A 26,916-nucleotide genomic window follows, 5' to 3' on the forward strand; every position below is an offset into this window, starting at 1 on the left:
CTTATTTGGTTAAGCCGCCGCCCGCGCTGCCGCCCACGGCACTTACCAAATCGTCCTTGAAGAGCTGGAAGCCAAACCAGAGCAGCACCCCGCCCACGAGCCAGCCCAGGGAGCCCAGCGCGTCGGGGGAGCCCTGCACAAACTTCATGACCACCCGAATCAGGCCGATAATCAGGATGATGGCGAAAATGACCTGCACGATGCCAATCACCTTTTCCTTAACCTGCGTGAGCGCCGCTTCGGCACTTTGGGCCTGGGCCGAGACGGTGGAGAGGGCCAGCGCCGTCAGCAGCGCATAGCCGCGCTGCTCCCATTTGGCTGGTTGGTAGGCCTGGCCGGCTACCCGCAGGTTAGCCGCCAGATTGAGGGGTTTCTTGAGCATAAGAATGATGGAAAAGGGGTTTGGTAGTGGGGTGCTTATCTCCCGGAAAGCAGGGTGAGAAATGCGCAGAGAAGAGGGGAGTTGTCAAGGCCGGCAGCGGCCGTTAGCCAGGTGCGACCGCCTCAGTTATGAGGGCCGCCAGTGCTGCTTTCTGGCCGGCGGTGCCCGTGCGTAAAGCCGCCCGATTGCGCTTCTTTAGTTCCACCGCCGCCTGGCGGTTGGCCTCGTCGTTTTTGGTGCCCGTTGCTTCTGTCAGCGGGTTGGTGAAGAGGGTTTGCGGCACGGTGTCGTCATCGGGGGGCGCGCTGGCTGGAGCAGCGGTTTCCTCCCCTGCTGCCGGCTTCACCTCCGCGGCGGCAGCCGCTTGGAACCGGGCCGGGGCTGCTTCATCGGTGCCCAGCAGGTCCAGCACGTTAAGCCTGGCGCCCGGCGCGTAACGGGAGGAAAGCAGCGGCGCCGCCATCTCCTTTGCAATGTCGCCTTCCTCATCCGGTGAGCTGGCGGCGGTCGACGAGACTGCTGTTTCGGCCGCGGCAGAATCCGCTTCGTCGGGCTGCTCGCTGAGTGGCATCCAGCCTGCTGCTTCCAGTGCCTGCGCTTCCCCGACGCGGGCGGCTTCCTCCGCTTTTGCTTGTTGCTCCTTCGCCTCGATATCCTCGGCTATGAGCTGCGTCAAGGGACTGGCTGCCGCCACTCGCGGTGATAGCTTTGCCGTTTCCCGAATGGGAATAACAGAAGCCGGGCCGTAGTGAAAGGACCAAACCGATTTGTGGTTGCGCTTGGCCACGAGGTCTGCTTTCGGCCCTTTGTTCCTGGCACGCCTCCAGGCCAAGCCGGACAGCACTGCAAGTAGAAAAAGTGCGAAAGCAACGAGCAGGGCCATTTTCATATGAGCCCTGCTTACGGCTGCTGTTCTGAAAGAGTTCTGAAAAATTTCTAATAGTATTCTACAAAACCTCTGATAGGATTCTGCGTTAGCACCCCTCAACCGGATTCGGATTCGCTTACTCTCCGGAGTTTTCAACCGAGCCCGGGGTATAGTTGCGGGTTATGGGTTAAGGTATTTGCAGCGATTGGCTGCAATTCGTGTCTTTGTGAATTATCCTCCGTTTACAGTTCACTGAAGTACACTTCCAACCTACAAAAGCCACCACCCGCATGGTACCCTCTCCACACATCTCGGCCCCATTGGGCTTCCCTGACCTACAGCTTTCCGTTCCTTATGCCGATGTTTTACGCTACGCCCAGTTCCGATTATTAATGCTGGCCAAAGGGGAGCTGAAATCATTTTGCGACCAGCACGAGCTTCCCTACACCAGCATCGTTGGCCTGAAAAACAACTCCCTCAAACGCGAAGAGCCCCGCTTGCTGCAACGTCTGCTCCGCAGCCTGGCCGTCGCTACCGAGCTTATCAGGATTCCCCCCAACAGCGTAAGCCCACGCTTTCTGTTTGCCAACCAGGAGGCGCTGAACACTTTCAAAGCGCAGCTCAAATGCTTTGACAGCGGCACCCCTCCCCTCCCCGATGCCGGGCCTGCCGACGGCGCCCCGGCACCCCCAGCCCCGTAACCACGACCGGATAGTATTCCTGGTAGCGCAGCGGTTCCACCCTCCGCCTCGCTTTTCCCGCCCGGAGCTACTGGTCCATAATGACCACCAGTAAGCTTCCCGCGATGAATGCACCTACCCGAGAAAACGACCCCACCGAGCTTGACCGGTTCAAGCGTGACATTGACCTGGTCGACTATGCCGAGCGCCAGGGCTACCAGGTGAAGAAGGAAGGCAAGCGCGGCGATTGGCACCAGCTCGTCAAGGATGGGGAGGTACTCATCGTCACCCGCAAAGACGACCATCAGGTTTACCTGAACACCGGCGACGACCGCGACAAGGGCAGCGTCATTGATTTTGCGAAAACCCGGGGCGGCGACGGCCACGGGCTGAATTTGGGGCAGGTCCGGCAGCAGCTACGCGAGTACCTGAATGACGGACCTGCCCCAACGCGCAGCTATGCTCCACCAGTGGAACAGAGCCGGCTTAACGCGTTGCCCGTGGGCGACCCAGACCACGAGCGCCAGCAGCAGGAAGACCGCAAAACCCGGCTCATTGCCGAGGTGCTCGGCGTCAACAAGGAGTTGACCGACCGCACGTATCTGCACGGCCGGGGTATAACCGATAGCACGATTGAGAGCCCGGCATTCCAGGGCCGCATCTTCACCGCGCAGCAGAACGAGCATAAGAACACGGCCTTCCCGCTCTATAACGAGCAGGGCCTGGCCAGCATTGAGCAGAAGAACGAACACTACAAAAACCTGCTGCCGCTGCCTAAAAACGGCATTTGGGTATCGCACCCGACGCAGGGCAAGGATACACCCGTGGAGCGGGTGGTCGTGTCCGAGTCTGCTATTGACTCGCTCTCCCATTTTCAGCTTAAGCACGGGCAGGACCCTAAGAACACGCTTTACATTGCGACCAGCGGCACCCCCACCGAGGCGCAGGTAGCCTTGATTCAGCGGGTCATTGACAAGCAGGAGCCCAAAGAAATCGTGCTGGCCAATGACCGGGACGCCGGCGGGCGGCAGTTCAACATGAATTACATGAATGAGCTGCACCCGGCCCGGCCGCTGATTCCCGTAGCCGACCAGGAAGCCTACAAGGAAGCCAGCCGGCCGGTGGAGTGGCACGCCACCAGCGACAAGTACCACACCGCGCTTAAAGTGAGCTACCGCCACGACAGCACCGAGGCCGGCACTGCCCAGGTGCAGCAGCTCACCGACCGGGTCGCGAAGATGAACGGCACCGGCGAAGCCGGCCCCACCATTGAGCTGGAAGTAATGCGCAGCACCGGGCGGGAAACCGTACTTCGCTTGTCGGTGGCCAAGGCCGATACCGCGCAGCTCGAAGTCATCAGCCAGGAGCTTTACCGCCAGCGGGAGCAGCTGCGGCCCGAGCAGGAGCGCCGCCAGGAAGCCTTTATTCGCGTCGATTACCCGCAGGCCAAGGATTGGAACCGCGACCTGGAGCTAACGGCCCAGGGCCTGAATGCCGAGCAAATCCGCGCCCAGGCCGTGCTCGATGAGCAGCAGCGCGCCGCCGAGCGGGAGCAGCACCGGCAGCAGTACCAGCAGCGCCAGGCTGAGTACGCTCGTTCCGCTGCGATGGAGCGCGACGAACAGGAAACCCGCCGTCTGTACGACGAGGCCCAGAAACAGCGCGCGCGGGACAACACCCTGGAAGCGAAGCAGGAGCGTCAGGAGGACGACAAGCATTTTAATCAGGCGGTGATGGGCGCGGCCGGGGCCGACGCCGATAGTCCCAACGACGGGCGCCCATTCCGCTCCTACCGTAGTGAGCAGGAGGCGGCTGAGCACACCGCACAGTTTGTACATGCCAAAGATGCCGGCCTGGTGCTGCTGAAGGAGTACATCAACGACAACCCCCCTCCTACCGGCCGCAAGGTCGATGAAGCTGAGTTGGAGGAGCTGCGCGGCCGGGCCCGTTACGCCGAGCCCGCCACTACAATCAGCCTGCCCACCAGCCCATCCTCTGAAGAGAAAACGGCGACATGGAAGATTGACGAGGTAGCCGCTAACACCACCGGCCGCGCCGAGGCCTGGAAGGAAGTCCTGGATAATTCCGGCTACTCGATGCGGACGAGCGAAGTGCGGAGCACCGTCGATGAGCAGGGCATCCGCCGGGCGGAGTTCGATTTGAGGTATCAGAACGACCAGCCCGATATTGCCATCATTCACGCCATCGTGACCAACACCAACGCCCGCGCCGAGGCCGGGAATGAAATGTATGCGGGGGTGAGCGTAGCTGAAAGCGAGCCAGACCGTGCCGCTCGTCAGGCCGCCGCTGAGGCCGCCGCCATCCAGCCCCATAATCGGGACCGCAGCCAGGACGTGGCCGGCATGCCCGTCGAGGTGCAGGTGAGTTCCACGCCAGCGGCCGGGGCAGCCGAGGCGCAGCAGTCAGAACCCAGCTTCACCGCGGCGCGCATCTATGTAAACGTTATGCCCAACTCGGAAGGCCAAATCAATAGTCGCGACACCAGCCCGCAGCCCGCGAGTTACAGCCTTTACCAAATTCAGGTGGACGCGCAGAACCCGCACCGGGCCGTGCTGCTGCCTGCCCCGGGAGCTGACCCGCAGCTACTAAACGGCTACCATGCCGTTCTGCGGCCGGCGTATGAGCTGAGCGGCGCCCCGAAGCCCGGCGATGCTTACGTAGCCGTGAGCAGCCCCACGCAGCTCGAGCGCACCGAGCAAGGGTGGCGTATTACTCAGCGTGGCCAGGCTAGCTTCTCCCCCACTCCTACTCCGGAGCGGAGCCTCAGTCAGGAGCGCAGCACTGCGCCGAATCCTGCCGAAAAGGAAGCGGCCAGCGTCGGTGCCCAGGGCAGTGAGAAGCAGGTTATTATCAAGGTGGACGAGCCCGCCATCAGGGCGGGCGAACGGGGCCAGGCCGAGGCCGTGCAAGCGGCTATTACCAGCAGCGGAGCCAAAGCCGGCGACATTCAGAGCACCACCGACGCTAAAGGCATCCGTCACTCCGAAATGAAGGTATCGTACCGCACCGACCAGCCCGAGCTTGCCAGAATCAGCCAAACGCTCGATGCCGTGGCTAACCAGAAAGGCAGCCAGGTAATCGAGCACAGCAGCGACCGGGCTGAGCGGAAAGACATTAGCCGGGGCCAGGAGCTATCTCTGAAGCGGACCCGCACCGCAGAAATCACTCGGTAGACGAGCGCTTCGCGCCCGCCCACCGGGCCGGAAACGGCGTTCGCCATGCCATTTAATAAAAAGCCGCCTTGACTTCAGGGGCGGCTTTTTTGGTGGCCACCGGAGGCCGGACATCTTGTATCTCTTGCTGCCCCATTTTGGCGGTTTGCGCAACGGAGGGCTATTTATATAGAGTCAGTTCCAGCGCTGAAAGCGCCAATTAATAGGTTTTATAAGTTCTTTCTTGTGGGGTTGGGCGGTTGGGCGTGTCCCTTCGGGCCGGGCTATCCAGGGCTATCCAGGGCTACGGCTCCGCCTTCGGTCCTACGGACTAAACCCTTACTATATCTCACGCGACGCCCCAGCCAACAGTACCTGCACAGGCGGTAGAGTTAGTGCCCAAGTGCCACCAATAGGTGACCGGGCAACGGTAGGGGCAGTTGGGAAAAAAGTTGGCGCACATTAAAAAGTAGAGTGTAAACAATTGTATTAAATACGAATATTAATCGTATAAAATGCAACTATACAAAGCCGGTTTTCGTTTAATAAGAATAACAAATAAACGGAATAACAGCCCTTTAGCCATGAAAAAGACCAGCAATTCCTCCGCAAAGAAAGCCGCCACAGCGACTACCAACCGCCCCGATGTGTACCAGATTGTGACGGACCGGATTATCTCGGCGCTGGAAGGTGGTATTATTCCGTGGCGCAAGCCGTGGAACGCGGTTTATGGCCTTCCCCGCAACTACGCCACCGGCCGGGTATATAGCGGCATCAACTTGTTTTTGCTGCACTTCAGCGGTGCTTTGCCCTTTTTCATGACTTTCAAGCAGGCGCTAGCGCTGGGCGGCAACGTGCGCAAAGGTGCCAAGGGCCACCAGGTTGTTTACTACAACATCAGCAAGCGCGACAACCAGGAAACCGGCAAAGAGGAGAAAAAGCCCTTCTTGAAATATTACACCGTGTTTTCGGTGGAAGATATTGAAGGCATCGAGTTCAACTTACCCGAAGTACCCAAGCAGGAATTTACTCCCAGCGAGGTAGCTGAAGGCATTGTAGAGGCGTGGGATGGCAAGCCCGCTATTCAGCACTTGCACCAGCGCGCTTACTACTCCCCTTCGCTGGACTTTGTGAATATGCCCAAGCCGGAGACCTTCACCACATCGGAGGGCTACTACCAAACCCTATTCCACGAGCTAACCCACAGCACCGGCCACAAGTCTCGCCTTGACCGTGCTGACCTGACCGCCGGCGATGGTAAGCAGAGTACTAGCTACGCCCGCGAGGAGTTGACCGCTGAGATGGGCGCCTCGTTCCTGAGCGCCGCCGCTGGCATTGCCACCGAGCAAACCGAGGAAAACGCCGTGGCCTACATTCAAGGCTGGCTGGAGCGGCTGAAAAATGACAAGCAGCTAGTGGTAAAAGCCGCCAGCAAAGCCCAGGCCGCCACCCGGATGATTCTCGGCACCACTGAAGAGACCGAAGGCAATACCGAGGCGCAGTCCACGCCGGCCGTGGAATCAACGACGGCAGATGCGAATGTGGCCAGTGAGCCCGCCGCAGTCCTCGACGACATCGACCGCGAATTCAAGGCCGCTGAGTTGAGCTGGCTGCAGCTGGTGTAACCCGCCCGGCAGGGGTAGCAGCCCGCAAGCTGCTACCCCTGCCCTAAGCCAAGCACTAGCATTAGTCCTAACCCTAAACTCTCACTTTTTATAAGCTATGAAGCACGCCTTTTCAACCACCGCCACTTGCGCCGCTACTGAGAGCCAGCCAGTAGACGGCCAGTGCGGTTGGGACCGAATGTTACAGCATCCTTTCCTCACCGTTTGCCAGGTCGGCCGGCTACCCAGGGACATTATTTACCCGAGCCTGATGGAGCGCGGCGGCTTGCCCGACGTGGAAACCGTAGCGGAAAAGCTGAAAAATCTGGGGATTGTAGCTCCGAAAGGCTTTTACGAGCGGATTTACCTGGATGAAGCATTTGACGAGGGCAACGGATTCCAGCAGTGGTAGCCCCTCCCCTTTCTAAAGTCCTTGCCTTGAAAGCCTGCGAAGCCCCAACCATCCAGAGTCTCAGGTGGAACCAGTACCACAGCCAGGTAATTGACGCGATTGCCGACGTGGAGGTGTTGATGCAGCAGCTTGACCGAGGAATAAACAGCGAGGTGCTGACCGAGGAGGTAGCCCAGCGGCTCGGGATGGAGATTGACACGCCGGCCGCTTTTGAAGTGCTGCTGAAGCTGGTACAAGCCACCCGGCAGATTGCCCGTGAGGGCTTACGCCACACCTGCGAGGAACAAGGCAGGCATTTCTCCCTCGTCCACTAATCTCAGCGCGCAGCCCCTGACCACAAGCAGACCTTAGTCCCGCGACGTGCAGCAGGCCCACTTAATACCCGGTGGTAAGTACATTACCCGGCAGCACCTCCCGAAGAGAAGCCAGTGCCCGCGCTGAGGGACCAAGCTAGGATTCTGGGCGGCCAGTTTCAGGTTCGCTACCTGAAAACCGGCCAGTAGCACGAGGTAGCCCTGGCCGGCGTGCTTTTTAAACAGTAGTCCTCTCCCACCACGCTACTGAATAGCTACGGCTACTTGGTAGCGCTGTTACATTTGAGGAGTCTGCGCACCGCTAATTCTATAAGGCTGTTAGTTGCCCGGATGCCAGGATAGTCATTTGGCACGCCTTCCTTTACGATGAACTCCAAGCTCCTAATTTACTTTGAAAACGCCGCCGGCCGCCTGCTGGAGCATCCCGATGGCTACGTTCGGTTTGAGTACTTCCCGGGTAAGCGAAAATTAACGGACTTACAGGCTCTTCTTACGCATACCGGTCAGCTTCTGAAGCGCAACAATTGGAATAAGCTTCTTGGGGACCAGCGGTTGATGACGCCCTTTACTCCCGAAGAGAGTGCCTGGATTGTGGACTATTGGCTGGATAGGGCCCGGCAGCGTCCCGGGGGTATTTATGGCGCTGTCATATTGGCAAATGATGTGTTTGCTCGCCTGTCAATGACTCAGGTGATGACTGATGCCAAAGCGGCGGCCCTCACCTACCGCCTATTCGACAGCGAGGAGAAGGCCGTAGAATGGCTAAAGCAACTGGCATAAACGGCTGAGCTGAAAGCCCCGCCGCCTAGTCTGGTGCTAACAAGGCTCCTCGCTCCCGCCTTCCCGCTTGGACTAATCAAGGGGAGCAGTGGACTGCGCTTCTTTCCCCACCGCCCAACGAGTAAGGGCAGCCCCGGTTAGGAGCTGCCCTTGTTTAACGCTTTGGAAACCATCGCGCCGTATTGCAGGGATAAATGAAATGCCGGTACCCAAAGCGCCTAATTTGCTGCCCTACTTGGTGGCTGGTAGCTTGCCCTGCTTGCGAAGATGCGCTTCGTAGTGCCGGTGGGCTGCGTGCAGGTAGCCGATGATGTTGGTCGGCATATCCGGCCCTTTGGGAAGCTGCACGATAATCCTGCGAATCTCGGCCCAGACCGATTCTGAAATCCGGACTCCCTTCAACTCGCCAGCTGGCTCCGCTTCCACTGCTGCCGGCTTGCGGCCGCGAGGACGGCGCTCAACCGGTGCGGGAGCCACCGAAGGTGCAGCGGAAGCCGCTGTCGCCCCGGGATGCTCCACGGCGGGAGCGGGCGTTGGCTCAGCCGCAGACCGAACCGCCGGCGCCGGCTCGGGGGCTGGCGTTGACTCAGGCGCTACTAACGCAGCGGGGGCCGCCGCTGCCTCCCTTGAGGTGGGCGTAGCCGGGGTGGTCGGTTTTACTTCCGCCTCCAGTCTGGTTTGCTCCCCTCCCATTCCCGCCCGGGCTTCGGCCCGTAATGCTTCATCAACCGGGATGCGCTTGCGGGGGGCTTCGATTTTTGCCTTTACGAATGGAGACTTCGCCATTATTTGGTTTCAGTTTGGGAGGTGGTGGTATCGGTTGCTTCTTCCAGTTCAACGGCTGTCTCGGCTTTGCGCCTGGGCAGGTCCAGCTTCTCTATCAGCTCGTCGCATACCCGGCGGATTTCTTCCGAGCTGTCCTTGGTGCCCCCGGCATGGTTGCGGAAGGCAGGCGTCAGGAGGCTATGCAGCGTCGAGGCGCGGGTATAAGCCATGCGGTGGCTGAGATAGGACTGAAAGCGTGATAAGCCCAGCTCATCTATGTAGTCGTCCATCTCTTTCTCCTCCCGCCGCCCGGCAATCCGCTTGGTGGCGAGGCCGAAATATTGAAAATCAACCTCGGCCTTGTCAGCCGCTTTCTTGAGGGCTTCGAGAATGCCCATAAATTCAGCCGTAGAAGCCCGGTCCAGGTAATCTGATACCAGCGGCACAATCACTGCGTCGCAGCCCGTGAGCGCATTGAAAACGTCTTCCCCGTCGGCCCGGCCTGGAATGTCGATGATGATTAGGTCATAGTCGTTATCCGGGTTGTCGATGAAGTCAAAGATGCTTTTCAACGCCATCGGGAACACATCGTAGGGATAGGCGGCATTCGGGTCTGTTTCCTGCAGGATGGCCAGGCTAGGCTCGTCCAGCTGCTTCCGGGTTTTCACGATGCTCTGCTGGTAGTCACAATCGAGGATGGCGATTTTCAAGCCGTACTCGGTGGCTAAGGGAGCCGCCAGGACTAGGGCCAGAGTAGACTTGCCAGAGCCCCCTTTTTGGGTGGCAAAGCTGATGACTTTCGACATAGGGTAACTTGTTAAGGGGTGTTGGTGCGGATGTCTCCAGGTGGTCAGGCCGGCGATGGAGCAAATGTAATCGGAAATGTCGTGAAGTAGTAAAGTCGCGTTGTCGTAAAGTCGCTAAGTCGTAATGATGATAAGTTGCATAGTAGTAAAAGCAATAAGTAGTAAATACAACTTGTCGCAAAATACACTTGTCGTAAAGCAATAATGTGGTGAAATTGCCTCAACTCGCGGCTTTCAGTTTGTAGTAAAGTTGCATTGTCGTAAAGTAGTAAAATAGACAGTCTGACAAGATGGGTGTTAGTTGTAAAGTAGTAATGTAGTAAAGTCGTAAAAGGAATGGTGGGCAAATAGGTAGGTTGGTTTTTCGTGAATAATAGCAGTTGATGTTTGTTGTCGTAAAGTCGTAAAGTAATAGGGAAATGCATTCTATTTGCATGTAAGGCCTGATTGAAGAGATGGATTATACAATAGCAGTGGAGGCCAAGTGAAAGGGTGGAGCAGACAGGGGTAGGGCGGGTAGGCAGGTTAGATAGGAGTACCGGAGATAGGAAGACTGGCTGGATAGAAAATTAAAGCCAACCTAATTCACCCGACAATACGTATCGTGAGTTCTGAAAAAGCTCTGAAATAATTCTAAAACGCTTCTGAATAGTTCGTGTAGTTTGCTTAGCAAGAAGAGTAACACAATTAAGAGGCTAAGCCTCTGTAATCATGTTACTTACGATTCAGCAGAGCTGAAACTTGTAGGTTTTACTACATAACTCTCTGATTAGCAATGTTAGAATAACCTATAAGGCCTGCCCAAAGCTTAGTTTTTAGCCGATGCCCACGAACCCCGGAACGAAGAGTGTCAATGTCCCTGCCGCTACCCACCACTTGCTCAGTAAAGAGGCTAAACGGCTGCAGATAAGCCAGGCTGATTACACGGGAGCAGCTATTCGCTACTTCGCGGAGCGCGGGTTGCACCCAATGGAAGACGTGGCCCGCGAGGGCCAGCTCATTATGCAGCAGGTGAAAAAGCTAGGGGACCGCGTGTTCGGCTATCTGAGGGAAGAGGAGCGGAGCCTGCTGATGCCAATGCTGGCGGAAATGCTGCGCAGCCGCGTGACGTTGGAGCGGGTGCTGCGCCTAAATGAAATCCTGGTAAACAACCTGACACAGCACCTCAGCGGCTTGAGCGAAGCGCAGCTTAATGAGCAGCGGGAAGGCCTTAAAAAGCTTCGGGCGCAGAACGAAGATATGATAGACCGGCAGGTAAATGAAGCTTTAACCACGGTGCAAAAGCAGGGGCCGGGCCAACTAAATACCGAAGTAAAATCGGGCAAGACTGCCTCCGCTCTGAGCCAGTAATCGCCTATGTACGTCAAGCTAATCAATCCCGCTACGCACGGGAAAGCCGCCTATAATAACAGCGGGAGTAGCGCGCAAACGCTCAATTATCTGAAGCAGGAAGCCGGCCGGGATGGAGAGGAAGCCTCGTTTTTTGGGGCTGACCGAGATGGCCTCAGCGCCGCGGAGCTGAGGCAGGAGATTGATTCTAATGTAAAGGGATTGCGGGCTGACGACGCCAAATTCTACTCGCTGGTGATTAGCCCCAGCGAGTCGGAGCTGCTGCATATCGACAACGACGAGGACAAGCTAAAGGCCTACGCCAGGAAGGCAATGGAGCAGTACGCGGCCAACTTTCAGCTAAAGGACGGGCGGCAGCTCAGCAGCCAGGATTTGGTTTGGGGGGCTACCATTCACCAGCAGCGCAGCTACCGGGGCACCGACCCGGAGGTGAGCACCGGCAAGGCCAAAATAGGAGAGCAGCGCCCGGGCCTGCAGACCCACATTCACGTCATCGTGAGTGCCCGTGACGCAGCGCAGAAAATAACGCTTAACCCCGGAGGACGCCGCAACCGCTTTGACCTGATGAAGTGGCAGGCCGCCGCCGGCCAGCAGTTTGAGAAGCAGTTCGGCTACACGGCCCAGGCTCACGAAAAGCTGCGGCCGAAGCAGCGGGACGCCAGCCGTGATGCCGGCCGCGCAGCCAAGATTGAAGAGCGGGTCACTGCCCTCAACCTGCGGGTAACGAAGGAGGAGCGACTGGACCCGCAGCGGGTGCAGCAGATTGCCCAGGGCCGCGAGTACGACAAGACCTTTTACCGTTCCCTGGCCACCGTCGAGCGGCGCGCCCAGCAGGGACAACCCATTGACAACGCTTACCACCTGCTGAGCACGGGCCGGGAGCGTCCCGCGCCGCAGCGCGCCGCCAGCACCCTGCTACAAGCCGTGCAGCAAGCGGTGCGGTCGAATACCGGCCGTGAGGGAAAGACCGAGCACATCAGCGAGAAAACAGGACGCAACAGCGCCGAGCTGGATATTGAAATGTAGGGCACCCAGCCGCCTTCCAGAATCCTACCCAAACAAACTTCCTTTTCCGAACCTATGAGCAGTCCAGCACCCCGGCCCGCGGCCAGCATCCAAAACGCAGGATTCATAATGGTCCTGCTGCTGACCATCATCGGCGGCGACTATTACGTGCTCATGCACGGCCCCGAACTTGCCGAGGCCCGGCGCGTGCAGCTCGTCCAGGCAGCTGAAGCTCCGGCTGAAAGCCTGACCCCCAGGCAGCGGCTGTCCGCAACGACGGCGAGGATAGCGGAGCGGCAGCGCCAGGCCCGCATTGCCAAAGCCGCAGCAGCGGCCGGCCCGGTAATAGGGGAGGGAGCCGCGAGCGGCGCGGTAGGCCTCGCCCATTCCACCGACCAGGCGCTAGCCAAAACCAAAAGCGGGACCGATGCCTTAGCGCAAGCTGGGAGCAGCATTGGCAGCAAGCTGCTGGTAAAAGCGGCCAGGTTCTACGGGCCAGCGGGGGTGTACCTGCGGGCACTGCTGCTGCTGGCCGGGCTTGTGCTGGTATTCATTCAGAAAGCCCCTGAGGCGAAGCCGGGACAAGCCAAGCGCAAACCCATCGACCCAAAGGTCCTGCGCATCGTGGCGGCCTTTTGTGGGGTTTTATTCCTGGCGGCTGGCTACGCGCTGCTGAACATGCACCACTACACCCCGGGCTTCATTGAGTATGGCTACCCCGGCGCCGCCATTGCCGTGTTGGGCAGTGGGGGACTAGTGGGCCTGCTGTGGGCGACCACTAAAAAGCCGGCCTTTGGGCTGAGCACCGAGCGCCGGAAGGAGGAGAGGCCGGATGCCGTGTATTTCCCCACGGCGGATGGGGGCTGGATTACGATTGCCAATCCATTTCGGGGTACCATGGTACTCGGCGGCGCCGGCGCGGGTAAGACCTACTCGATAGGGGAGCCGCTGATTGAGCAGTTTGCCTACAAGAACTTCGCCGGCCTGGTGTACGACTTCAAGTTTCCGGTGCTGGCCGAGGCGATGCAGAAAGCCCTGGTGCTGGCCGAGCGCCGGAAGGAGCGCGAAAGCAAGCAGGCCGACAGCTATGCGGACAGCTTTCAGGGCAAGCTGCAAGCCAGGCTCACCGCTCTGCTCACCAAGCCCGCGCCGCAGCCCGAGGACGAGCCGCCCGTGCAGCTGCACATCATCAACTTCCGGGACCTGACGCGCAGTGAGCGGGTGAACCCGCTGCGGCCGGCTGATATGCCGGTGGTGGCCTTTGCCGAGGAGTACAGCAAGGCCATTATCAACAACCTGAACCCGTCCAGCATTCGCAAGATGGAGTTCTTTGATACCAGCTCGGTGGCCTACCTGACCGGTATCATCTGGTTTTACAAGAAGCACTACCCGCAGTACTGCACCATTCCCCACGTCGTGGCTACGGCGATGTACAAGGACTACACCCACGTGCTGAGCATGCTGGAAACCGACCTGGAGTGCGGTGACCAGGCCCGCAGCCTTATCTCGGCGGTCCAGACCAAAGCCGACAAGCAGGTGGGCGCGGTACTGGGCACCCTGCAGGTGAACCTGACCAAGATTAACAGCCCCGAGGTGGTGTGGGTGCTAACCCCGGACGAGGAAAACGGGGAGGGATTTTCGCTGGACCTGAACAACAGGAAAAGCCCCAAGCTGCTGTGCATCGGCAACGACCCGACGCTGAAGGACACGTTTTCGCCGGTCGTGAGCTGCGTGGTGACGGTGGCCCTGAAGCTGATGAACCAGCAGAATAAGCACCGCAGCTACGTGTTCCTCGACGAGGCCGCGACCCTCTACGTGCCGGGATTGGAGGTGATACCGGCCACGGCCCGCAGCAACAAGGTGGCGATGGTGTACATGACGCAGGATTTGAGCCAGATGACGGACGCCTACGGCAAAGAGAAGATGCAGGTCATGGTATCCAATCTCAACAACCAGTTCTTCGGCAAGGTGAACTCGCTGGAAACGGCCAAGTTCATTTCCGAGCTGGTGGGTCGGGAAGAAAAGAAAATAGAAAGCACGAGCGTCGGCACGAGTCAGGTGAGTGCCAGTCGGCGCAACAACTCCACCAACCTGAGCACCAGCTACCAGGAGCGCAGCCTGGTACGGGTGCAGGACGCCATCGGCCTGCAGCAGGGCGAATTTGTCGGGCAGACCGTGGAAACGGAGAACACTTTTTTTAAAGGCACCATTTCCAGGGCCGATGCCACTCAGGAGCAGTTCCCCCTCCATCAGATGGTGAGCTTTGGTGGCCCCCATGAGGACCCGGCCAGCGCCCTTTCCCGCACGGTGCAGGAGAACTTCCTGCGGGTGCGTCAGGAGGTAAAAGAAACCCTGGCCAAGCACGTAAACACCTTAGCAGGAGGAACAAAAAATGATGCCTGAAACGGCCTGAAAGTGATGTTTAAGGCCGTTTTTCCGTTATAGAAGTACCACAAGCCATTTCCTAAGAGCCATGAATAATACCTTCTTCGCGCCCGCTCCGGCCGGCCTTACTGCCGAGCAGCTAGCTGCCCGCCAGCAGCGGGAGCACGACAGCAACAACGCCATTGCCACGATGATGAGCAACGGCCCCGCGCCCAGCCCCGAGGCCCTGGCCCTGATGCAGCGCCACGTGGACGGGGAGCTAACCATCGAGCAGGTCATTGAGCTGACCGACGAGATGCTGAAGGCCCGCTACGCGGCAAAAGCGGCGGCCGGTACCCCACCGAAGGAAGGGCACTAATGGCGGTGCTCAATGACCAGTTCAGCGACGAGAACGGCGTTCGGCTGAACAAGCTCGGCATTACCAACACGCAGGATTTGGCGCAGGCCGAATCGGACTCCTCCATTCCGCGTCTGAAGCTGCTCAATCAGCAGGGCGGCATCCCGGGCGGGCAGTACGACCAGGCTCACCTGAAGCAGGTCCACGAGCGGCTGTTTGGCGGCGTGTACCAGTGGGCCGGGGAAACCCGGGCGGACCGCGAGTTTCAGGGACACAAGGACACCAGAGTCACCGGCTTCCGCGAAACCATGACGTACGCGCCCTACAAGGAAATACCTGAGCGACTGGATACCATCGGCGCGCAGCTCAACAAGGAGAACAACCTGAAAGGCCTGTCGCCCGACCAGTTTGCCGAGCGCGCCGCCTATTACCTCGACCAGTACAACCACACTCACGCGTTCCGGGACGGGAACGGCCGGACAATCCAGGCCACCTTTACACAGTTGGGCAAAGAGGCCGGCTACGACGTCGACTTTAACCGGGCCAGCCCCGAGATTCTGAACCGCAGCCGGGACCTGGCCATCGTGCGGCAGTATCCTCCGGCCGAAGCCGCGAAGAACCTACAGCCGCTGAAAGCGATGTTTCAGCAAATCATAACCCCGACCCCGGGGGCAGTAGGGGCGGGGCTGCGCGACCCCAGCCTGGCGGTTACGCCCACTCCGGAGCTAAGCCCGGCTATGAAGGCGATGGATGCGCGGCGGGAGCTGGAGGTTACCGGCTACCGGGCGGCCAGCATTGTGGCCAACATGCCCGGAGCCGGTAACCGGGAGCAGGGCATCAAGCTCGGGCAGCAAGTCAAAGCCGTGAACCTGGACCCCAAAGCCATTCAGGGAGCGGCCATTACCAATTTTCAGCAGGCCGCGGATAAGATTTTAAAGCACCCGGCTATGAAGGATACCCCGCTCGACTTAGCCGATGCCCAGCGCCTGAAAGTGGCTTCGGTGCAGGTGCTACAGCTGGCCGAAGGCAAGGAATTGATGACCCCACAAAGACAGAAGCAATCGATTACTGTAACGCCCAAAAGTCACGCGGAGGCTCAGCCTGTTTTTGCCACCGCTGCCCGCGAAGTGGCCAAGGTGTTAGAGGCCCATGGCCAGGGCCCAGCTGGTGCCCGCTTAAGGGAGGTCGCTAAAGACGTGGAGCGCAACCCGGTAATTGTCGGACCCAATGCCGAGAATGTCAAGAAGTCGCTCGACTTGGCCGAGAAATTGCCAGGCATTGGGAGCAACAAGTTTCTGGATGAATTGCGTAGCTCCTCCCGGGTTCTGGAAAAGGCCCCCACCCAGGAGCGCAGCAGTTCCAGCGCTGGCCGCAGCAGTGGCGGCATCGAACGCTAACCCTCGTACCTTACCAGCATGCAGGACGACGAATTAGCCTTTTTAGAGGACCAGCTTGCCGGCACGGAGCTACTGTCTTGCGAGACGTGCGGAGAGGATACGCTACACGCCCACGCGGAAGTGCTGGAGGTGTACCCCATGGCCACCAAATTGCTAATGCAGTGTACTTGCTGTCAAACCGAACGAACGTGGATTGATTGGATACCACCTAAGACGAAGGCCCGGAGTAATTAAGCCAACCCTTTTCGAGGTGTCTATCCTGTGAGCCCCGCTATAGCTAGCGGGGCTTTTCGGCTTTATTTATTTGTATTTAATACGAGTAAAAATTGTATTTAATGCAACTATTAAAAAGTGCAAATCGTTTCCTAATAAGAAGCATACATTCATTTAAAAGGTATAATGGAAAAGACCATCCCGCCGTGGCTACCCGCCCAGCCGAACCACTTTTATTCAGCCTGCACAGCTGCCAGATACTAGCTGGAAATGAGCAAGGCCAACCATTCTGCAAGCACTTGCCGACGCGCCTGTTTGTGCAGGTGCAGCCCGGGCAGCCTGACCGGACGTGCATTGTGGCCCTGTGCGGGAGCACCGGCAAGCGGTACGTGACTCACGCCTATGAGCACGGCCCTTTTCAATTAGAGGATGGGCAGCGTCTGCCTACCGTGGGTGCCCTTACCTGTATCGCCGGCTTGGCGAGCTACTGGACTGGGACTTCCTCTATGAGCAGACCCGAGCCTTGTATAGCCACACCGGGCAGCCCTCGCTCGACCCGGTCGTCTTCTTCAAGCTCGTGCTGGTGGGCCGCCTGGAAAATATTGCTAGTGACCGCCGCCTCGTCGAGCACTGTGCTTTACGCCTGGATATTCTCTATTTCCTGGGTTACGAAGTCGATGAGGACCTGCCCTGGCACTCGACCATTAGCCGCACCCGCCAACTCTACCCCGCCACGGTTTTTGAGCACCTCTTCGACCACGTCTTTGCCCAGTGCGTCGCCGCCGGCTTAGTAGCGGGCGATACCCAAGCCGTGGACTCGGCCCCGGTCAAAGCCAGTGCGTCGCTCGACAGCCTGTGTGAGAAGCAGGTCACGCCCACGCTGCACGTGGTCGGTCAGCCCAGTGAGGCGCCAGCCACCGAGAACCATAGCCAGACGGCACCCGCCCACCAGCTGCGCCGCGAGGCCGCCCGCCAAGCCAAGCGTCGCACCGAGGCAGGCAACTTGGGTGCGCGGCATGCCAAAGCCCAGCTGCTGAGTAATAAGACCCACTATAGCCCCACGGACCCCGAGGCCCGCATCTCCGTCAAGCCCGGTAAAGTACGGGCCCTGAACTACCTCTGCAGTTTGGCGGTGGACACGGCGGCGGGCGTGATCAGCCACATCCAAGCCGATTTCGCTGATAGCCGTGACAGCGCGCACTTGCCTACCCTGGTCCAAGGGCTACGTGCCAGGTTCAGGGCTAACGACTTAACGCTGCGTGAGCTAGTAGCCGACACGGGCTACTCCACGGGCTTCAACTACGCCTTCTTGGAGCAGTATCACGTCACGCCGTGGATTCCGGCTTTTGGGGCCTACAAACCGGAGGTAACAGGCTTCACCTATGACCCCACCCAGGATACGTACGGCTGCCCGGCGGGTAAGCTGCTGCGGTTTCGCGCTTACCGGGTCACGGAAGACGGCAATTGGTCGAAGCTGTACCGGGCGACCTACCAGGAGTGCCAGCAGTGTCCGTTGCGCGCGAACTGTGTGCCGGGGGCACAGTACAAACAACTGATTCGCTCGGCGTTTGATGCGGCCTACCGCCGGGCGTGGCACCGGCAGCGCACCCAAGCTGGGTAGCACATGCGCCGCGTCCGCCAGCGCACGGTCGAACCCGTCTTCAGCCGCCTTCTCTACCAGTACGGCCTGCGACGCGTCGGCACCAAGGGCCGGGCCGCCGCCCACAAGACCATGCTGCTCAGCGCCATTGCGTATAATCTGAAGAAGCTGCTCCGCCACCAGCCCAAACAGACCGCCAGCGTAGCTATCGCGCTCTGGCCACCGAGACAAGGGCGGTGCTATGCCTATTTAGCACTTAAATAATTAATTATAAGTTTCTGCCATTCAGATTGCTAACTAGGCGCGTGCCTAGCCTGAGTTCTGCAACAGCCACGAACGTTTAAAAAATGAACTGTGTTAAAAAGCAAGGGGTACAGCAACTTTTCTGGTAAAATCAGCTTGATAGGGTACGCCGGAGGTCACGATGGCATAGGCCTGCTTGAGCAGCTTGTTGCAGACGGCAATCAGGGCCAGCTTGCCATTTTTGCCTTTGGCCACCAGGCGGTCGTAGAGCGCTCGGCACGCGCCATTTGCCCGACGAGCGGACCAGCTGCACCTGAATAACTTGCTGCGAATCAGTGCGCCACCCATCTTGCTAATCCGCGCTTTGCCCCGCACACTCGTCCCAGAGCTGAACTCGCGTGGGCACAGACCAGCCTTGGCAATCAGTTGGCGGTGGTTTTGGAAGCTGGTGAAACCGCCGGCGAAGAGCAGTAAGTACGCCGCTGTCTTGCGGCCAATACCGGGAATGGAGCAGAGCAGGTGCATTTCGGATGGGTAGCGCGCTTCGATCGTCGTCAACAGCTTGGCTTCGAGTTGCTGCACCTGCTCTTCCAGGTGTAGCAGCGTCTGCCGCAGTTGCTCCAGTGCCGCCAGACTGACGACAGGCTGCGCTTGCAGGGCTTCCAACGCGTTATGCACCATGGTTTTCTGCCGGATAAGTAGCTCTACCACCTGTTCCACTTGGCGACATTCGACGAGGACCGTTTCCTCGGGTTGCCAACGCGGGGCAGCTTGCTGCTGCCCGTAGCGGAGCAGCCACTGCGCATCCTTACGGTCGGACTTACCCTTGCCCAAGTGCATTTGGATGAAGCGCTTAACGACAAGCGGATTAAGTACAGCCACTTGCGCGCCGACGGCGACCAAGTGGTAAGCTACGGCCAGGTAGTAGGGGCCAGTAGCTTCGAGCACGTAGAGGCTCGCCGCCCCGCCACAACGCACCAACTGCCGAAACCCAGCTGGGGTATTGGCCACTTCTAGGTGCTGCACGTGCGTCCCAACCTGGTGGCACACGGCTAAGGTGGCTTTGCTAACATCTACTCCGACAACTGGTTGAGTGATATTCATAGACCAAAGGGAAAAGGTGGAATACTTTTCTCGTGCCTTCTACCGCGTGCTTTTTCAATCCTAATACAGGCTCTGAAGGCCTAGCGGAACTGTCCAAAGTGGCCGTAGAACAGGAAGGGGATGCTCATTAATTACGGGCTCGGACGCCCACCGTGACAAGGAATCTTATTCCTTCCTGTCGCAACGAAAACCCAAGTTTAAACTTCCGCTCAAACATAGGATGTGACAAGCCTACATTGGCTATTGCACTTTCTCGAAGAGTAGATTACCGCATGTGAAAGGGTTGCCCTATTTACAACACCGTTTGGCTAAACGGATAGAAAGTCCGGCTACAGAGCTGGCACCTTGAATACCAGCCGCTAGTACCTTCCACAAAAAGAAGATATACCCGTTATTAGCGTAGTTTTAAGCCGTAGGGAGCTACAGGTTGTGCAAAAGCCACCGCTGCCCTCAGTGCCTGCCCCCAAAGCCAACGTCTGCTGCCATGAAACTCCTTGTTTTGCTGCTCGCCTCCGCTAGCGTACTGCTTCTTTTTCCGTTAACCTATGCCCTGGTTTACGCGAAGCCCGACAGCTCCTTTTGGCAGCACCGTCTGGTTATTGGCATCTGCTTTATGGTGATAGGCCGGTTTACGGTGCTGGCCTACCGGCGTTTTCGCAGCGGGCCTGCAGAAGCGTGCGTAGCCGGCAGGCCTCCTCTTGGTTGACTACCTATTCGAGGCGATCAAAAGCGTACTAGAAAAGCTCCTTTCCCTAAACTGCTTGCTGTTGCTTCGCAGCAGCTGCAGGTGGGCCGTTGCCGAGCGGAGCGAGTTTAGGAAACTCGTGGCCTTGGTTAAAAGTTTGGTACAAAAGTTAAGCAGGCTGGGTAACTTGCTTATCCCATGTCACTCGTTGGTTCCCCTCGTGTTCTGCCCGATACCGCTTCCACCGCTTGTTTTCAACGACGCGAGCCGACCGACGACCTGCGACCCTACGTGGCTTTTTACTGGCAGAGTCAGCCAACAACCGAGGTCCACAGTTGTGCCTTGCCCAACGCTACCGGCTTGCTCAGCTTCAACCTCGGGCCACAGTCCTGGTATTCGGCTCCTGCCTATGGGCAAGTCCAAGCCTTCGCGAGCAGCCAAGTGTTCGGCCACCTGACCCACCCCCGCTGGTGCAGGTATCCGGCCGGCACCGTCCTCTTCGGGGTCACCTTGCAACCTGGGGCCCTGGCCTTGTTGCTGGGGTGTGCCGCTCATGAACTTGCCAACTGGGCTACCAATGCCGCCGGGGAACCGTGCTTCGCTGCCTTAGAAGAGGCTCTGTTGCGCCCTGCCACGTTTGCGGCGCGGGTAGCCCTGGCGGAGCGTTACCTGCGAGCGCTGTTTCAGCGTCGCGCCCCGGATTACCGCTTCCCGCTGGTGCAAGCCGCCATCGCCTGCTTGACCCCGCACTCCTCTGCTCCCGCCGCCGTCACGCAGGTGGCCGAACATTTGAACGTCAGCCCCAAATCCCTGACCCGACACTTTCAGCACCTGGTGGGCGTCGGACCCAAACGCTGCGCCCAACTCATCCGCTTCAAGGCTGCGTTAACCGCGTACCGGCAATCCGCCCCGTCCTTCGATGCCGAAGCGGCGGGCTACGCCGACTTTACGCACTTTGCCCGCGCCAGCCACCGGCTCGTTGGCCGGTCCTTGGCCGAGTTGTAAGATTGTCCGTTTTGTCCACCGGTTATCCGGCCAGCACGGGGCAATTTTGCAGCAACTAAACCCGCTACCTTATGTCTCCTACTGGCCATCAACAGTTTTTAGCGCACGCGCTGCCCATTTTAGCCCGCACGTCCGGCGTGGTGGGCGTGGCGGTGGGGGGCTCCTGGTTGGAACAAGCCCTGGACGCCTACTCTGACCTGGACTTGGTACTGGCCCTGGACCCGACGCAGGCCGAAAACCTCATGGCCGAACGCCCCCGGGTAGCGGCTTCGCTGGGAAACCTGCTCGAATGCTTCACCGGGGAGCACGTGGGCGAACCGCGCCTGCTCATCTGCCTCTACGACGAGCCGCTGCTGCACGTGGACCTCAAGTTCGTGAGCTTGCCCGACTTGGCCAAGCGCGTAGAAGACCCGCAGGTGCTCTGGCAGCAAGGCACGCTGGTGAGCGACATACTGCGCGTCACCCCGGTCCAGCTCCCGCCGGCCCCGGATTTGCAGTGGCTGGAGGACCGATTCTGGATTTGGGTGCATTACGCCGCCACCAAGCTGGGGCGGGGCGAACTACTGGAGGTGGTCTCGTTCCTGGATTTTCTGCGCACGACGGTGCTAGGGCCGCTGCTCGCCCAGCAGCACGGCGCGCCGGTACGGGGCCTGCGCAAGTTGGAACAGACCCTGCCTGCTGCCGCGCTGGTGTCGCTCCAGTCCACTGTCGCCACGCTGGACCGTGCCAGCTGTGCCGGTGCCTTGCAGCAGGCCGTGGCCACCTACCAGCAACTGCGCGTGGAGATAAGCCCGCCGGCGTTCGTCGCTAAGACCCATGTCGAGGGGCGGGCGCTGGCCTATTTGGCCGAAGTAGCCACGGCTTAACTATTCAACCAAAGTCTCCTGAACTCGGCCTCTTTACTCGTGGCCTTCGGTGCCGACGTTGGGTTCTGCTTCAATCAGCCCTGCCCGCTTAACTTTTTTACCAAACTTTTAACCAAGGCCCCTTTGGTATGAAACCTACCCGCTCGACCACTATTTTCCCGTGGATGTGGTAGCCGGCCCGGTACTACTGATGAAGTCCCACATGATGAGGTAATCCCGCAGCATCCCGGTTGGCCAGTGGCCGGCCGGGATGTTTGGCAATCGGGCTTATCCGAAGGCTTTTTGTAGTAAGTGCAAATCTGTTTTGTATATTGTGCATAGTATGGCTATGGCTTTTCCCTTCCCAGCCGCCCACCTTACTGCCAGCCCGCCGACGCTGCAAGCCGCCAGAGCCAAGGTTGCCGCGGTAATTAGCCATCCGGCTTTTTCTGCTGAGCGCCGGCAGCGGGCCGAGCAGCTGATGGCTACTGCGTCGGACGCGAAGCAGCTCAACCAGTGGGCAGCGCTGGCCTTGATGGAAAGCGAGCAGTGGGAAGATGTAATACTGCTCCGCGAAGAATCCCAAGGAGGAACTCCGGCTTTTCCGGTCTATCCCTACTGATAGCCTCGACTGTACGTAATCTAAGCAAAACACCCGTTTCCACTTCTTACCCCCTGCATTATTGGAAAACCTACGAAGCATTCCCGGCGTCCAAGTAGTCCAGCCGCTCCGCTTTTTTGATTTATACCATCGGCCGGTCCAATGCGACTTGGTCGTGCACCCAGCACAGGGATGGGCCATTGCCACGGAGCCCCCGAAGGCCGGCTGCCGGGGCTTCCACGAAGGTGCGGAGAACCTGGCGGCCAAAATTTGCCTCGATTACGACATTGCCCCGGCTGCGCTGGTGCTACTTGCGCACTACGTTTACGCCGGGAAAGATTGTTATTTCCTGTACCGCTTCGTGCACGGCGACCATGACCTGTTTGGGGGTATCACCTTTATTGGGGGGTACCGGAAGCCCCTCGACCCGGCCCAGGTAGCCCGGCTTCGGCAGCAGCTCATGGCAGGAGGGAAGCCCGGACCCGAAATGATTGCCATTCAGAACCCTATCCAAGCCCTGCGCCGTAGCGCACGACTCTTCCTATGACCCGCCACCAGATTTCTATTCAAGCCCAGGCCGCCACGGTCACGGCCAGCTCCCTGGCCGAGCTGCTGCAGCAGACGGGTACCAAAATAATGCAGCTCACGGAGGGGCTTGATATCAACCATCGCACGGCCCAGCGCCGTATCAAGGAGCCCGAGACACTCACCATTAAGGAACTATTGGCCCTGGCCGCGCTGCTGCGAGTACCGGAGCAACAGCTTGTCGAGCTTATCCGCGACGAATACCACCATCGGCCGGCACAGCCCGAGGTAGAAAGTAAGGTGGCACTGGCAGAAAAGAAAATACTGGTCACTAAAGCCGCAGGGCAAAAGCCGAGAAAAAAGTGATGCAACAATAAGCCAAAAAGGTCCCTTAGCAGTGCGCTAAGGGACCTTTTTGCATTGGGGAACGGGGTTCTCGTTACAACGGAATACTGTTGGCGAATTCGTTTTTAAGCTGTTGCTGGAGGTAGTAACCGCTCGAAAGCGGCCTGACGCGTCTAGGCTAAAGGCACCTCGTTTAACCAAGTATCCTTTTGAACAAGAACCCCGTGTAGGGCGTCATGCGGCAGTGAAAGCCGTTAACCTCAATTAAAAGTTAAGCACAAAAACAACTATTAACGAACCTATAATGAGAGCCTAGGTTAGGTATAAATGCCCATAGCTTTGTCGAGCTACGTAGCGACCTCAAGGATGGTTTGCAGGTTGACTAGGCTGATAGAAATCAAGCAGTCTCACCTTTGAACATGGGTAAAAAGAAAGCCGAGACCGACTATCGGCCCCGGCTAGCGAACTTAGTACAAACAACTAGCAGGTACGGTACTCTCCTAGTGCTTGACCTGAATATGTTGAGAGTAGGCGTCTTTACCCTGGCCCACGCGTAGGTTGTAGAGCCCCTCGGGCAGCTCGTCTATCTTAAACACGGCCTTGCCGTGGTCGCCATGAATGGTCTTGACTTTCTTACCGTAGGTGTCGTAGAGGTCGGCGTCGAAATCAGCAGTAGACTTGGTCGACGCGACTGTTAGCTGGGAGCTAGCCGGGTTAGGATACACGGCATAGCTGCTGGCGCAGGGGTCCACGGTGACGTAGAGCGTATTGGTAACTGTGCCGCAGGTGTTGCTGGCTGTCACATTAACGTAACCCGAGCCGGGTCCGCTGAACAGGACCTGGAACGTGCCCACGCGAGGCAGCACGGGCTTGCTGCGGGCTACCCCACCCGAGCGCACGGTGTAGTTTACATCCGGACCGTAGTTGGTAATAGTATATGTTTCGCTGTAATCAGTGCAAGCTACTTCAGTAGGCCCATCAAAGGAAGGGCTGTCGGGTGTACCTGTTTTCACGGACTTCGTGAGCGTCAAGGGGCAGTTGCCGCCGATTTGTAGTGTAATGGTGCCACTGCCGTCGCCCACGTTGCTGGTACTGAAGCTGGGGCCGCTGCCGCTGCTAACGGTAAAGGCGCTGGCCGGTGAGGCTGTCCAGATGTAGGTGACGTCGGGTCCCTGTACGGGCGTATTGTAGGTGCCGGTGCCACAGAGCGTGGTCGGGCCGGTGATGACGAGGTCGGCGGGGTTTAGACACTCGGTGGAGCAGTAATTGCTGGCTAGTTGCTTGCCTTCCATCTGGTCGAAAATAAATTCGCCGTTGCGTGCCGTAAAAGTGAGGTGCGGCACGTTGAAGTCATTATTACTAAACAGATTCGTTTGCTCCTGGGCTAGGAAGCCATTAGTGCGGGAATTGCTGAAGGAAGAAATTCCTTTGATGTATTTAGCTGACAAAGCGGGTAGAGTAAAGTCGTTGACGTCAAGGGCACTAGGAATAGGAATAAAGGAAAAGGTGGGCACCGCCGTATACTGCGCCACGAATGAATGGCCGTAGGCTGAGCCTGCCAAAAAACCACCATTACTTCCGATGGCATTGCCAATTGGCTCGGTGCCACCCGCTGTACCATCTAAAGGGAGCAGGCCGGACGGGCAGTTAAAGTTGTCTCGCACAACGTCTGCCCGGAGGGTCACAAGCCCGAAAAAAGCTTGTGTTTGTTCGACTAGATGAATTCCCGACACTCGGTTAGCTTGGCCATTGGCCGGAATAGCGTTTACGACTACCTCGCCACTCAACCCATTGCTGCCCGCGAAGATGAACGGGAGATTGAACAGATTAAAATAGCCCGACACCCGAATAAGCTCAGTATAGGGAGCAAATAGCCCGACGCCGCATTGTGAGCCTTGGCTGACGGCTACTATTTTGTAAGGAGCCGCATAATTGACCATTGCCCGGTAGGGTCCTTCAATAAAGGAATTGCCCGTATAGTCGATGGTGTTGTAAGGAAAACCACCCGGTCCCGTTTGGGGTGTGAGCGTAGTTTGGTAGAGCAGAAGCTGTTTAGTAGCCGGCTGGTCGAGCAGAGCGTTAGCTTCTTTTAGCGTAGCATCGATGTCGCCGCTGGTGTACGTGCCAAAACTCAGTTGGGCCTGCCGTATCAGGGCCGAGAGCCCCAGCGGGATGTTGGCCCCGCGCTGCGGGCTGTCTTGCAGCACTAGGAGCCGGGTATTGGTGCTGCCGGGGGCAGACTTTTCCATCTCGGCCAGCTTGTAGCGGGCAATGAGACCACCCATGCTCATGCCCATCACCACATTCTGCTCGGTCGAGGCTGGGTCTTTATTTTTATTTACGTAGTCCAGCACGGCCTTGAACAGGCCGGCATTGAGCAAAATATCATCGGTACCGTTGGCGTAGTCGATGAATACGATGTCGTAGTCACCTACGCTTTCGAGGGCGTTGCGCAGGTCAAATCCGGTAGTGCCACGTGATGTGGCTATTTCTTTCAAAAAGTCATCAATAGAATAATTTTTCGCCGTATGCGGTGCGATGTAGCTTCTATCATATCCCTCCGCCACAATGAACGGCTTCACCAGCGTTGTATGCATAGCTCCGGTCGTAGGGTCAGTGCCATAATGGAAGTAGGCGGTACCCGCAGCCTGGCCGGGCTGTGGTCCAAAATACATTGAGGGAACGGAAGCAGTGCGCAGTGCATTCGTAGCAGGAGTAGCCACAAACAAGTCGAACTGGCTGAAATAGTCCTGAGAAAGCACGGCGGGCGGGGCACCTTGCTGTTGTGTGAAGCGAACCTTAATGCGCTTGGTGCCGCTGGTGGAATAGGCCGCGCTAATGGGCTGGTCCCAGGTAGCGGCGACGTAGCCCCGGCCGTCGCCAAAATCGACGGCAAGTAGCGGCTGGCTAGCGTAGTTGCCGAGTTGCACATACAAGCTGGCCGGAAACACTAGGGCTACATTGCCGGTGGCGGAAAACTCGCGGGTGGGCGCTACCGCAAATACCGAACGTAGACTATAGGGGCTGGCCGGGCGGCCCGCTACATCGTATACCTGCTGACTTTGTAGCGTCAGCAGGTTTTGGCTGAACGCATCGGGGCGCACAGTAGCATACGTTATAAGCTGAGCCATGACGGGAATGGTACCAGCCCCAGCGGTGGTCTCTGCCGCCGCTACCGTGCTGTTGTAGCTCGGGAGCGTAGCCATCATATTTGGGCCGTAGATACTGGCGGTATAGGCCGTGGCGTAAAGGGCGCGAAACACGGCGGGCGTGGTGCGGGTGCTGTCAGCCAGGGTTCCATTGAAGGCGGATAGGGGCAACCAGGGCGTGGCGTAGGCATCGAGCCGGCCGGTGGGCACCTGACTTTTGTCGAGGTGGGCAAAGAGGTAGTCGAGCTTGAAGCGCAGCGAGTCTGCTTGTTGGGCCCGCAGGCACACTGGGCCGAGCAGGCCTAGCAGCAGCAAAAAGTAAAGTTTTTTCATGTGGAAAAAA

23 protein-coding genes are annotated in these 26,916 nt (G+C 58.4%); 18 read left to right on the forward strand and 5 right to left on the reverse strand.

Annotated elements, in window-relative coordinates; genetic code table 11:
- Position 1 precedes the first annotated feature (1 nt).
- Positions 2–382: a hypothetical protein gene (locus tag J4D99_RS18805; protein WP_208133281.1), complete on the reverse strand. Its 381-nt coding sequence runs from the start codon at positions 380–382 to the stop codon at positions 2–4.
- Positions 383–485: 103 nt separating this feature from the next.
- Complete coding sequence (locus J4D99_RS18810; RefSeq protein ID WP_208133282.1) at positions 486–1,265, reverse strand: hypothetical protein; 780 nt, start codon at positions 1,263–1,265, stop codon at positions 486–488.
- Between the two features lie 275 nt (positions 1,266–1,540).
- Between J4D99_RS18810 and J4D99_RS18815 the strand changes: the two genes are divergently transcribed.
- The 6 genes from J4D99_RS18815 to J4D99_RS18840 all read left to right on the forward strand — a co-directional run bounded on the left by J4D99_RS18815 (position 1,541) and on the right by J4D99_RS18840 (position 8,213).
- A complete protein-coding gene (locus J4D99_RS18815) occupies positions 1,541–1,951 on the forward strand; it encodes a hypothetical protein (protein ID WP_208133283.1) in 411 nt (136 codons plus the stop codon).
- Positions 1,952–2,055: 104 nt separating this feature from the next.
- Positions 2,056–5,124, forward strand: a complete 3,069-nt coding sequence (locus tag J4D99_RS18820; RefSeq protein ID WP_208133284.1) for a toprim domain-containing protein — start codon at positions 2,056–2,058, stop codon at positions 5,122–5,124.
- 563 nt (positions 5,125–5,687) lie between these two features.
- Entirely contained in the window at positions 5,688–6,728 is a 1,041-nt protein-coding gene (locus J4D99_RS18825) for an ArdC family protein (protein WP_208133285.1), read from the forward strand.
- 97 nt (positions 6,729–6,825) lie between these two features.
- On the forward strand, positions 6,826–7,119 hold the full coding sequence (locus J4D99_RS18830) for a hypothetical protein (protein WP_208133286.1): 294 nt from the start codon (positions 6,826–6,828) through the stop codon (positions 7,117–7,119).
- 26 nt (positions 7,120–7,145) lie between these two features.
- Positions 7,146–7,433 carry a hypothetical protein gene (locus J4D99_RS18835; protein ID WP_208133287.1) on the forward strand — a complete coding sequence of 96 codons (288 nt, stop codon included), beginning with the start codon at positions 7,146–7,148 and terminating at the stop codon, positions 7,431–7,433.
- A 366-nt stretch (positions 7,434–7,799) separates the two neighbouring features.
- Positions 7,800–8,213, forward strand: a complete 414-nt coding sequence (locus J4D99_RS18840) for a hypothetical protein (RefSeq protein ID WP_208133288.1) — start codon at positions 7,800–7,802, stop codon at positions 8,211–8,213.
- A 785-nt stretch (positions 8,214–8,998) separates the two neighbouring features.
- Here J4D99_RS18840 and J4D99_RS18845 read toward each other — a convergent pair.
- Positions 8,999–9,784, reverse strand: coding sequence for a ParA family protein (locus J4D99_RS18845; protein WP_208133289.1), 786 nt, complete (start codon positions 9,782–9,784; stop codon positions 8,999–9,001).
- Positions 9,785–10,606: 822 nt separating this feature from the next.
- On the opposite strand from J4D99_RS18845, the gene J4D99_RS18850 reads away from it, so the two are divergent.
- The 7 genes from J4D99_RS18850 (at position 10,607) to J4D99_RS18880 (ending at position 18,335) form a co-directional block, all read left to right on the forward strand.
- Positions 10,607–11,134 carry a BfmA/BtgA family mobilization protein gene (locus tag J4D99_RS18850; RefSeq protein WP_220235756.1) on the forward strand — a complete coding sequence of 176 codons (528 nt, stop codon included), beginning with the start codon at positions 10,607–10,609 and terminating at the stop codon, positions 11,132–11,134.
- 6 nt (positions 11,135–11,140) lie between these two features.
- Entirely contained in the window at positions 11,141–12,160 is a 1,020-nt protein-coding gene (locus J4D99_RS18855; RefSeq protein ID WP_208133291.1) for a DUF5712 family protein, read from the forward strand.
- Positions 12,161–12,214: 54 nt separating this feature from the next.
- Positions 12,215–14,542 (forward strand): type IV secretory system conjugative DNA transfer family protein, encoded by a 2,328-nt coding sequence (locus J4D99_RS18860; RefSeq protein WP_208133292.1) that lies wholly within the window; start codon positions 12,215–12,217, stop codon positions 14,540–14,542.
- Between the two features lie 70 nt (positions 14,543–14,612).
- Positions 14,613–14,882, forward strand: a complete 270-nt coding sequence (locus J4D99_RS18865; RefSeq protein WP_208133293.1) for an antitoxin VbhA family protein — start codon at positions 14,613–14,615, stop codon at positions 14,880–14,882.
- Positions 14,882–16,258: a Fic/DOC family protein gene (locus J4D99_RS18870; protein ID WP_208133294.1), complete on the forward strand. Its 1,377-nt coding sequence runs from the start codon at positions 14,882–14,884 to the stop codon at positions 16,256–16,258. Before J4D99_RS18865 ends, J4D99_RS18870 begins: the two co-directional genes overlap by 1 nt.
- Positions 16,259–16,934: 676 nt before the next feature.
- Positions 16,935–18,092: a transposase gene (locus J4D99_RS18875; protein ID WP_486327055.1), complete on the forward strand. Its 1,158-nt coding sequence runs from the start codon at positions 16,935–16,937 to the stop codon at positions 18,090–18,092.
- Between the two features lie 3 nt (positions 18,093–18,095).
- Positions 18,096–18,335, forward strand: a complete 240-nt coding sequence (locus J4D99_RS18880) for a transposase (protein WP_208133296.1) — start codon at positions 18,096–18,098, stop codon at positions 18,333–18,335.
- Positions 18,336–18,428: 93 nt separating this feature from the next.
- Here J4D99_RS18880 and J4D99_RS18885 read toward each other — a convergent pair whose 3' ends face one another.
- On the reverse strand, positions 18,429–19,418 hold the full coding sequence (locus tag J4D99_RS18885; protein WP_208133297.1) for an IS110 family RNA-guided transposase: 990 nt from the start codon (positions 19,416–19,418) through the stop codon (positions 18,429–18,431).
- Between the two features lie 883 nt (positions 19,419–20,301).
- Between J4D99_RS18885 and J4D99_RS22335 the strand changes: the two genes are divergently transcribed.
- From J4D99_RS22335 to J4D99_RS18910, 5 genes are all read left to right on the forward strand, one after another.
- Complete coding sequence (locus J4D99_RS22335) at positions 20,302–21,108, forward strand: DUF6597 domain-containing transcriptional factor (protein WP_503104896.1); 807 nt, start codon at positions 20,302–20,304, stop codon at positions 21,106–21,108.
- 71 nt (positions 21,109–21,179) lie between these two features.
- The gene (locus J4D99_RS18895; protein WP_208133299.1) at positions 21,180–21,974 is read left to right on the forward strand and encodes an oxalate:formate antiporter; all 795 of its coding nucleotides are present in this window, start codon (positions 21,180–21,182) and stop codon (positions 21,972–21,974) included.
- A gap of 328 nt (positions 21,975–22,302) precedes the next feature.
- Positions 22,303–22,575: a hypothetical protein gene (locus J4D99_RS18900; protein ID WP_208133300.1), complete on the forward strand. Its 273-nt coding sequence runs from the start codon at positions 22,303–22,305 to the stop codon at positions 22,573–22,575.
- Between the two features lie 154 nt (positions 22,576–22,729).
- Entirely contained in the window at positions 22,730–23,101 is a 372-nt protein-coding gene (locus J4D99_RS18905) for a hypothetical protein (protein ID WP_208133301.1), read from the forward strand.
- On the forward strand, positions 23,098–23,445 hold the full coding sequence (locus J4D99_RS18910) for a hypothetical protein (protein ID WP_208133302.1): 348 nt from the start codon (positions 23,098–23,100) through the stop codon (positions 23,443–23,445). The genes J4D99_RS18905 and J4D99_RS18910 overlap by 4 nt, the downstream gene beginning before the upstream one ends.
- 479 nt (positions 23,446–23,924) lie before the next feature.
- Here the strand turns inward: J4D99_RS18910 and J4D99_RS18915 are convergent, their stop codons facing one another.
- Entirely contained in the window at positions 23,925–26,906 is a 2,982-nt protein-coding gene (locus tag J4D99_RS18915) for a T9SS type A sorting domain-containing protein (protein ID WP_208133303.1), read from the reverse strand.
- Between the last annotated feature and the right edge of the window lie 10 nt (positions 26,907–26,916).

Origin of the sequence: Hymenobacter sp. BT559, assembly GCF_017571525.1 — a bacterium.
Taxonomy (GTDB): domain Bacteria; phylum Bacteroidota; class Bacteroidia; order Cytophagales; family Hymenobacteraceae; genus Hymenobacter; species Hymenobacter ginsengisoli.

What these genes read in the sequence shown, in the direction of transcription:
- J4D99_RS18885 (WP_208133297.1), bottom strand. Translation starts at nt 19,418, where the DNA reads ATGAATATCACTCAACCAGTTGTCGGAGTAGATGTTAGCAAAGCCACC.
- J4D99_RS18825 (WP_208133285.1), top strand. Translation starts at nt 5,688, where the DNA reads ATGAAAAAGACCAGCAATTCCTCCGCAAAGAAAGCCGCCACAGCGACT.
- J4D99_RS18865 (WP_208133293.1), top strand. Translation starts at nt 14,613, where the DNA reads ATGAATAATACCTTCTTCGCGCCCGCTCCGGCCGGCCTTACTGCCGAG.
- J4D99_RS18915 (WP_208133303.1), bottom strand. Translation starts at nt 26,906, where the DNA reads ATGAAAAAACTTTACTTTTTGCTGCTGCTAGGCCTGCTCGGCCCAGTG.
- J4D99_RS18845 (WP_208133289.1), bottom strand. Translation starts at nt 9,784, where the DNA reads ATGTCGAAAGTCATCAGCTTTGCCACCCAAAAAGGGGGCTCTGGCAAG.
- J4D99_RS18815 (WP_208133283.1), top strand. Translation starts at nt 1,541, where the DNA reads ATGGTACCCTCTCCACACATCTCGGCCCCATTGGGCTTCCCTGACCTA.
- J4D99_RS18870 (WP_208133294.1), top strand. Translation starts at nt 14,882, where the DNA reads ATGGCGGTGCTCAATGACCAGTTCAGCGACGAGAACGGCGTTCGGCTG.
- J4D99_RS18850 (WP_220235756.1), top strand. Translation starts at nt 10,607, where the DNA reads ATGCCCACGAACCCCGGAACGAAGAGTGTCAATGTCCCTGCCGCTACC.
- J4D99_RS18895 (WP_208133299.1), top strand. Translation starts at nt 21,180, where the DNA reads ATGTCTCCTACTGGCCATCAACAGTTTTTAGCGCACGCGCTGCCCATT.
- J4D99_RS18810 (WP_208133282.1), bottom strand. Translation starts at nt 1,265, where the DNA reads ATGGCCCTGCTCGTTGCTTTCGCACTTTTTCTACTTGCAGTGCTGTCC.
- J4D99_RS18860 (WP_208133292.1), top strand. Translation starts at nt 12,215, where the DNA reads ATGAGCAGTCCAGCACCCCGGCCCGCGGCCAGCATCCAAAACGCAGGA.
- J4D99_RS18805 (WP_208133281.1), bottom strand. Translation starts at nt 382, where the DNA reads ATGCTCAAGAAACCCCTCAATCTGGCGGCTAACCTGCGGGTAGCCGGC.
- J4D99_RS18900 (WP_208133300.1), top strand. Translation starts at nt 22,303, where the DNA reads ATGGCTTTTCCCTTCCCAGCCGCCCACCTTACTGCCAGCCCGCCGACG.
- J4D99_RS18855 (WP_208133291.1), top strand. Translation starts at nt 11,141, where the DNA reads ATGTACGTCAAGCTAATCAATCCCGCTACGCACGGGAAAGCCGCCTAT.
- J4D99_RS22335 (WP_503104896.1), top strand. Translation starts at nt 20,302, where the DNA reads ATGTCACTCGTTGGTTCCCCTCGTGTTCTGCCCGATACCGCTTCCACC.
- J4D99_RS18910 (WP_208133302.1), top strand. Translation starts at nt 23,098, where the DNA reads ATGACCCGCCACCAGATTTCTATTCAAGCCCAGGCCGCCACGGTCACG.
- J4D99_RS18880 (WP_208133296.1), top strand. Translation starts at nt 18,096, where the DNA reads ATGCGCCGCGTCCGCCAGCGCACGGTCGAACCCGTCTTCAGCCGCCTT.
- J4D99_RS18830 (WP_208133286.1), top strand. Translation starts at nt 6,826, where the DNA reads ATGAAGCACGCCTTTTCAACCACCGCCACTTGCGCCGCTACTGAGAGC.
- J4D99_RS18820 (WP_208133284.1), top strand. Translation starts at nt 2,056, where the DNA reads ATGAATGCACCTACCCGAGAAAACGACCCCACCGAGCTTGACCGGTTC.
- J4D99_RS18840 (WP_208133288.1), top strand. Translation starts at nt 7,800, where the DNA reads ATGAACTCCAAGCTCCTAATTTACTTTGAAAACGCCGCCGGCCGCCTG.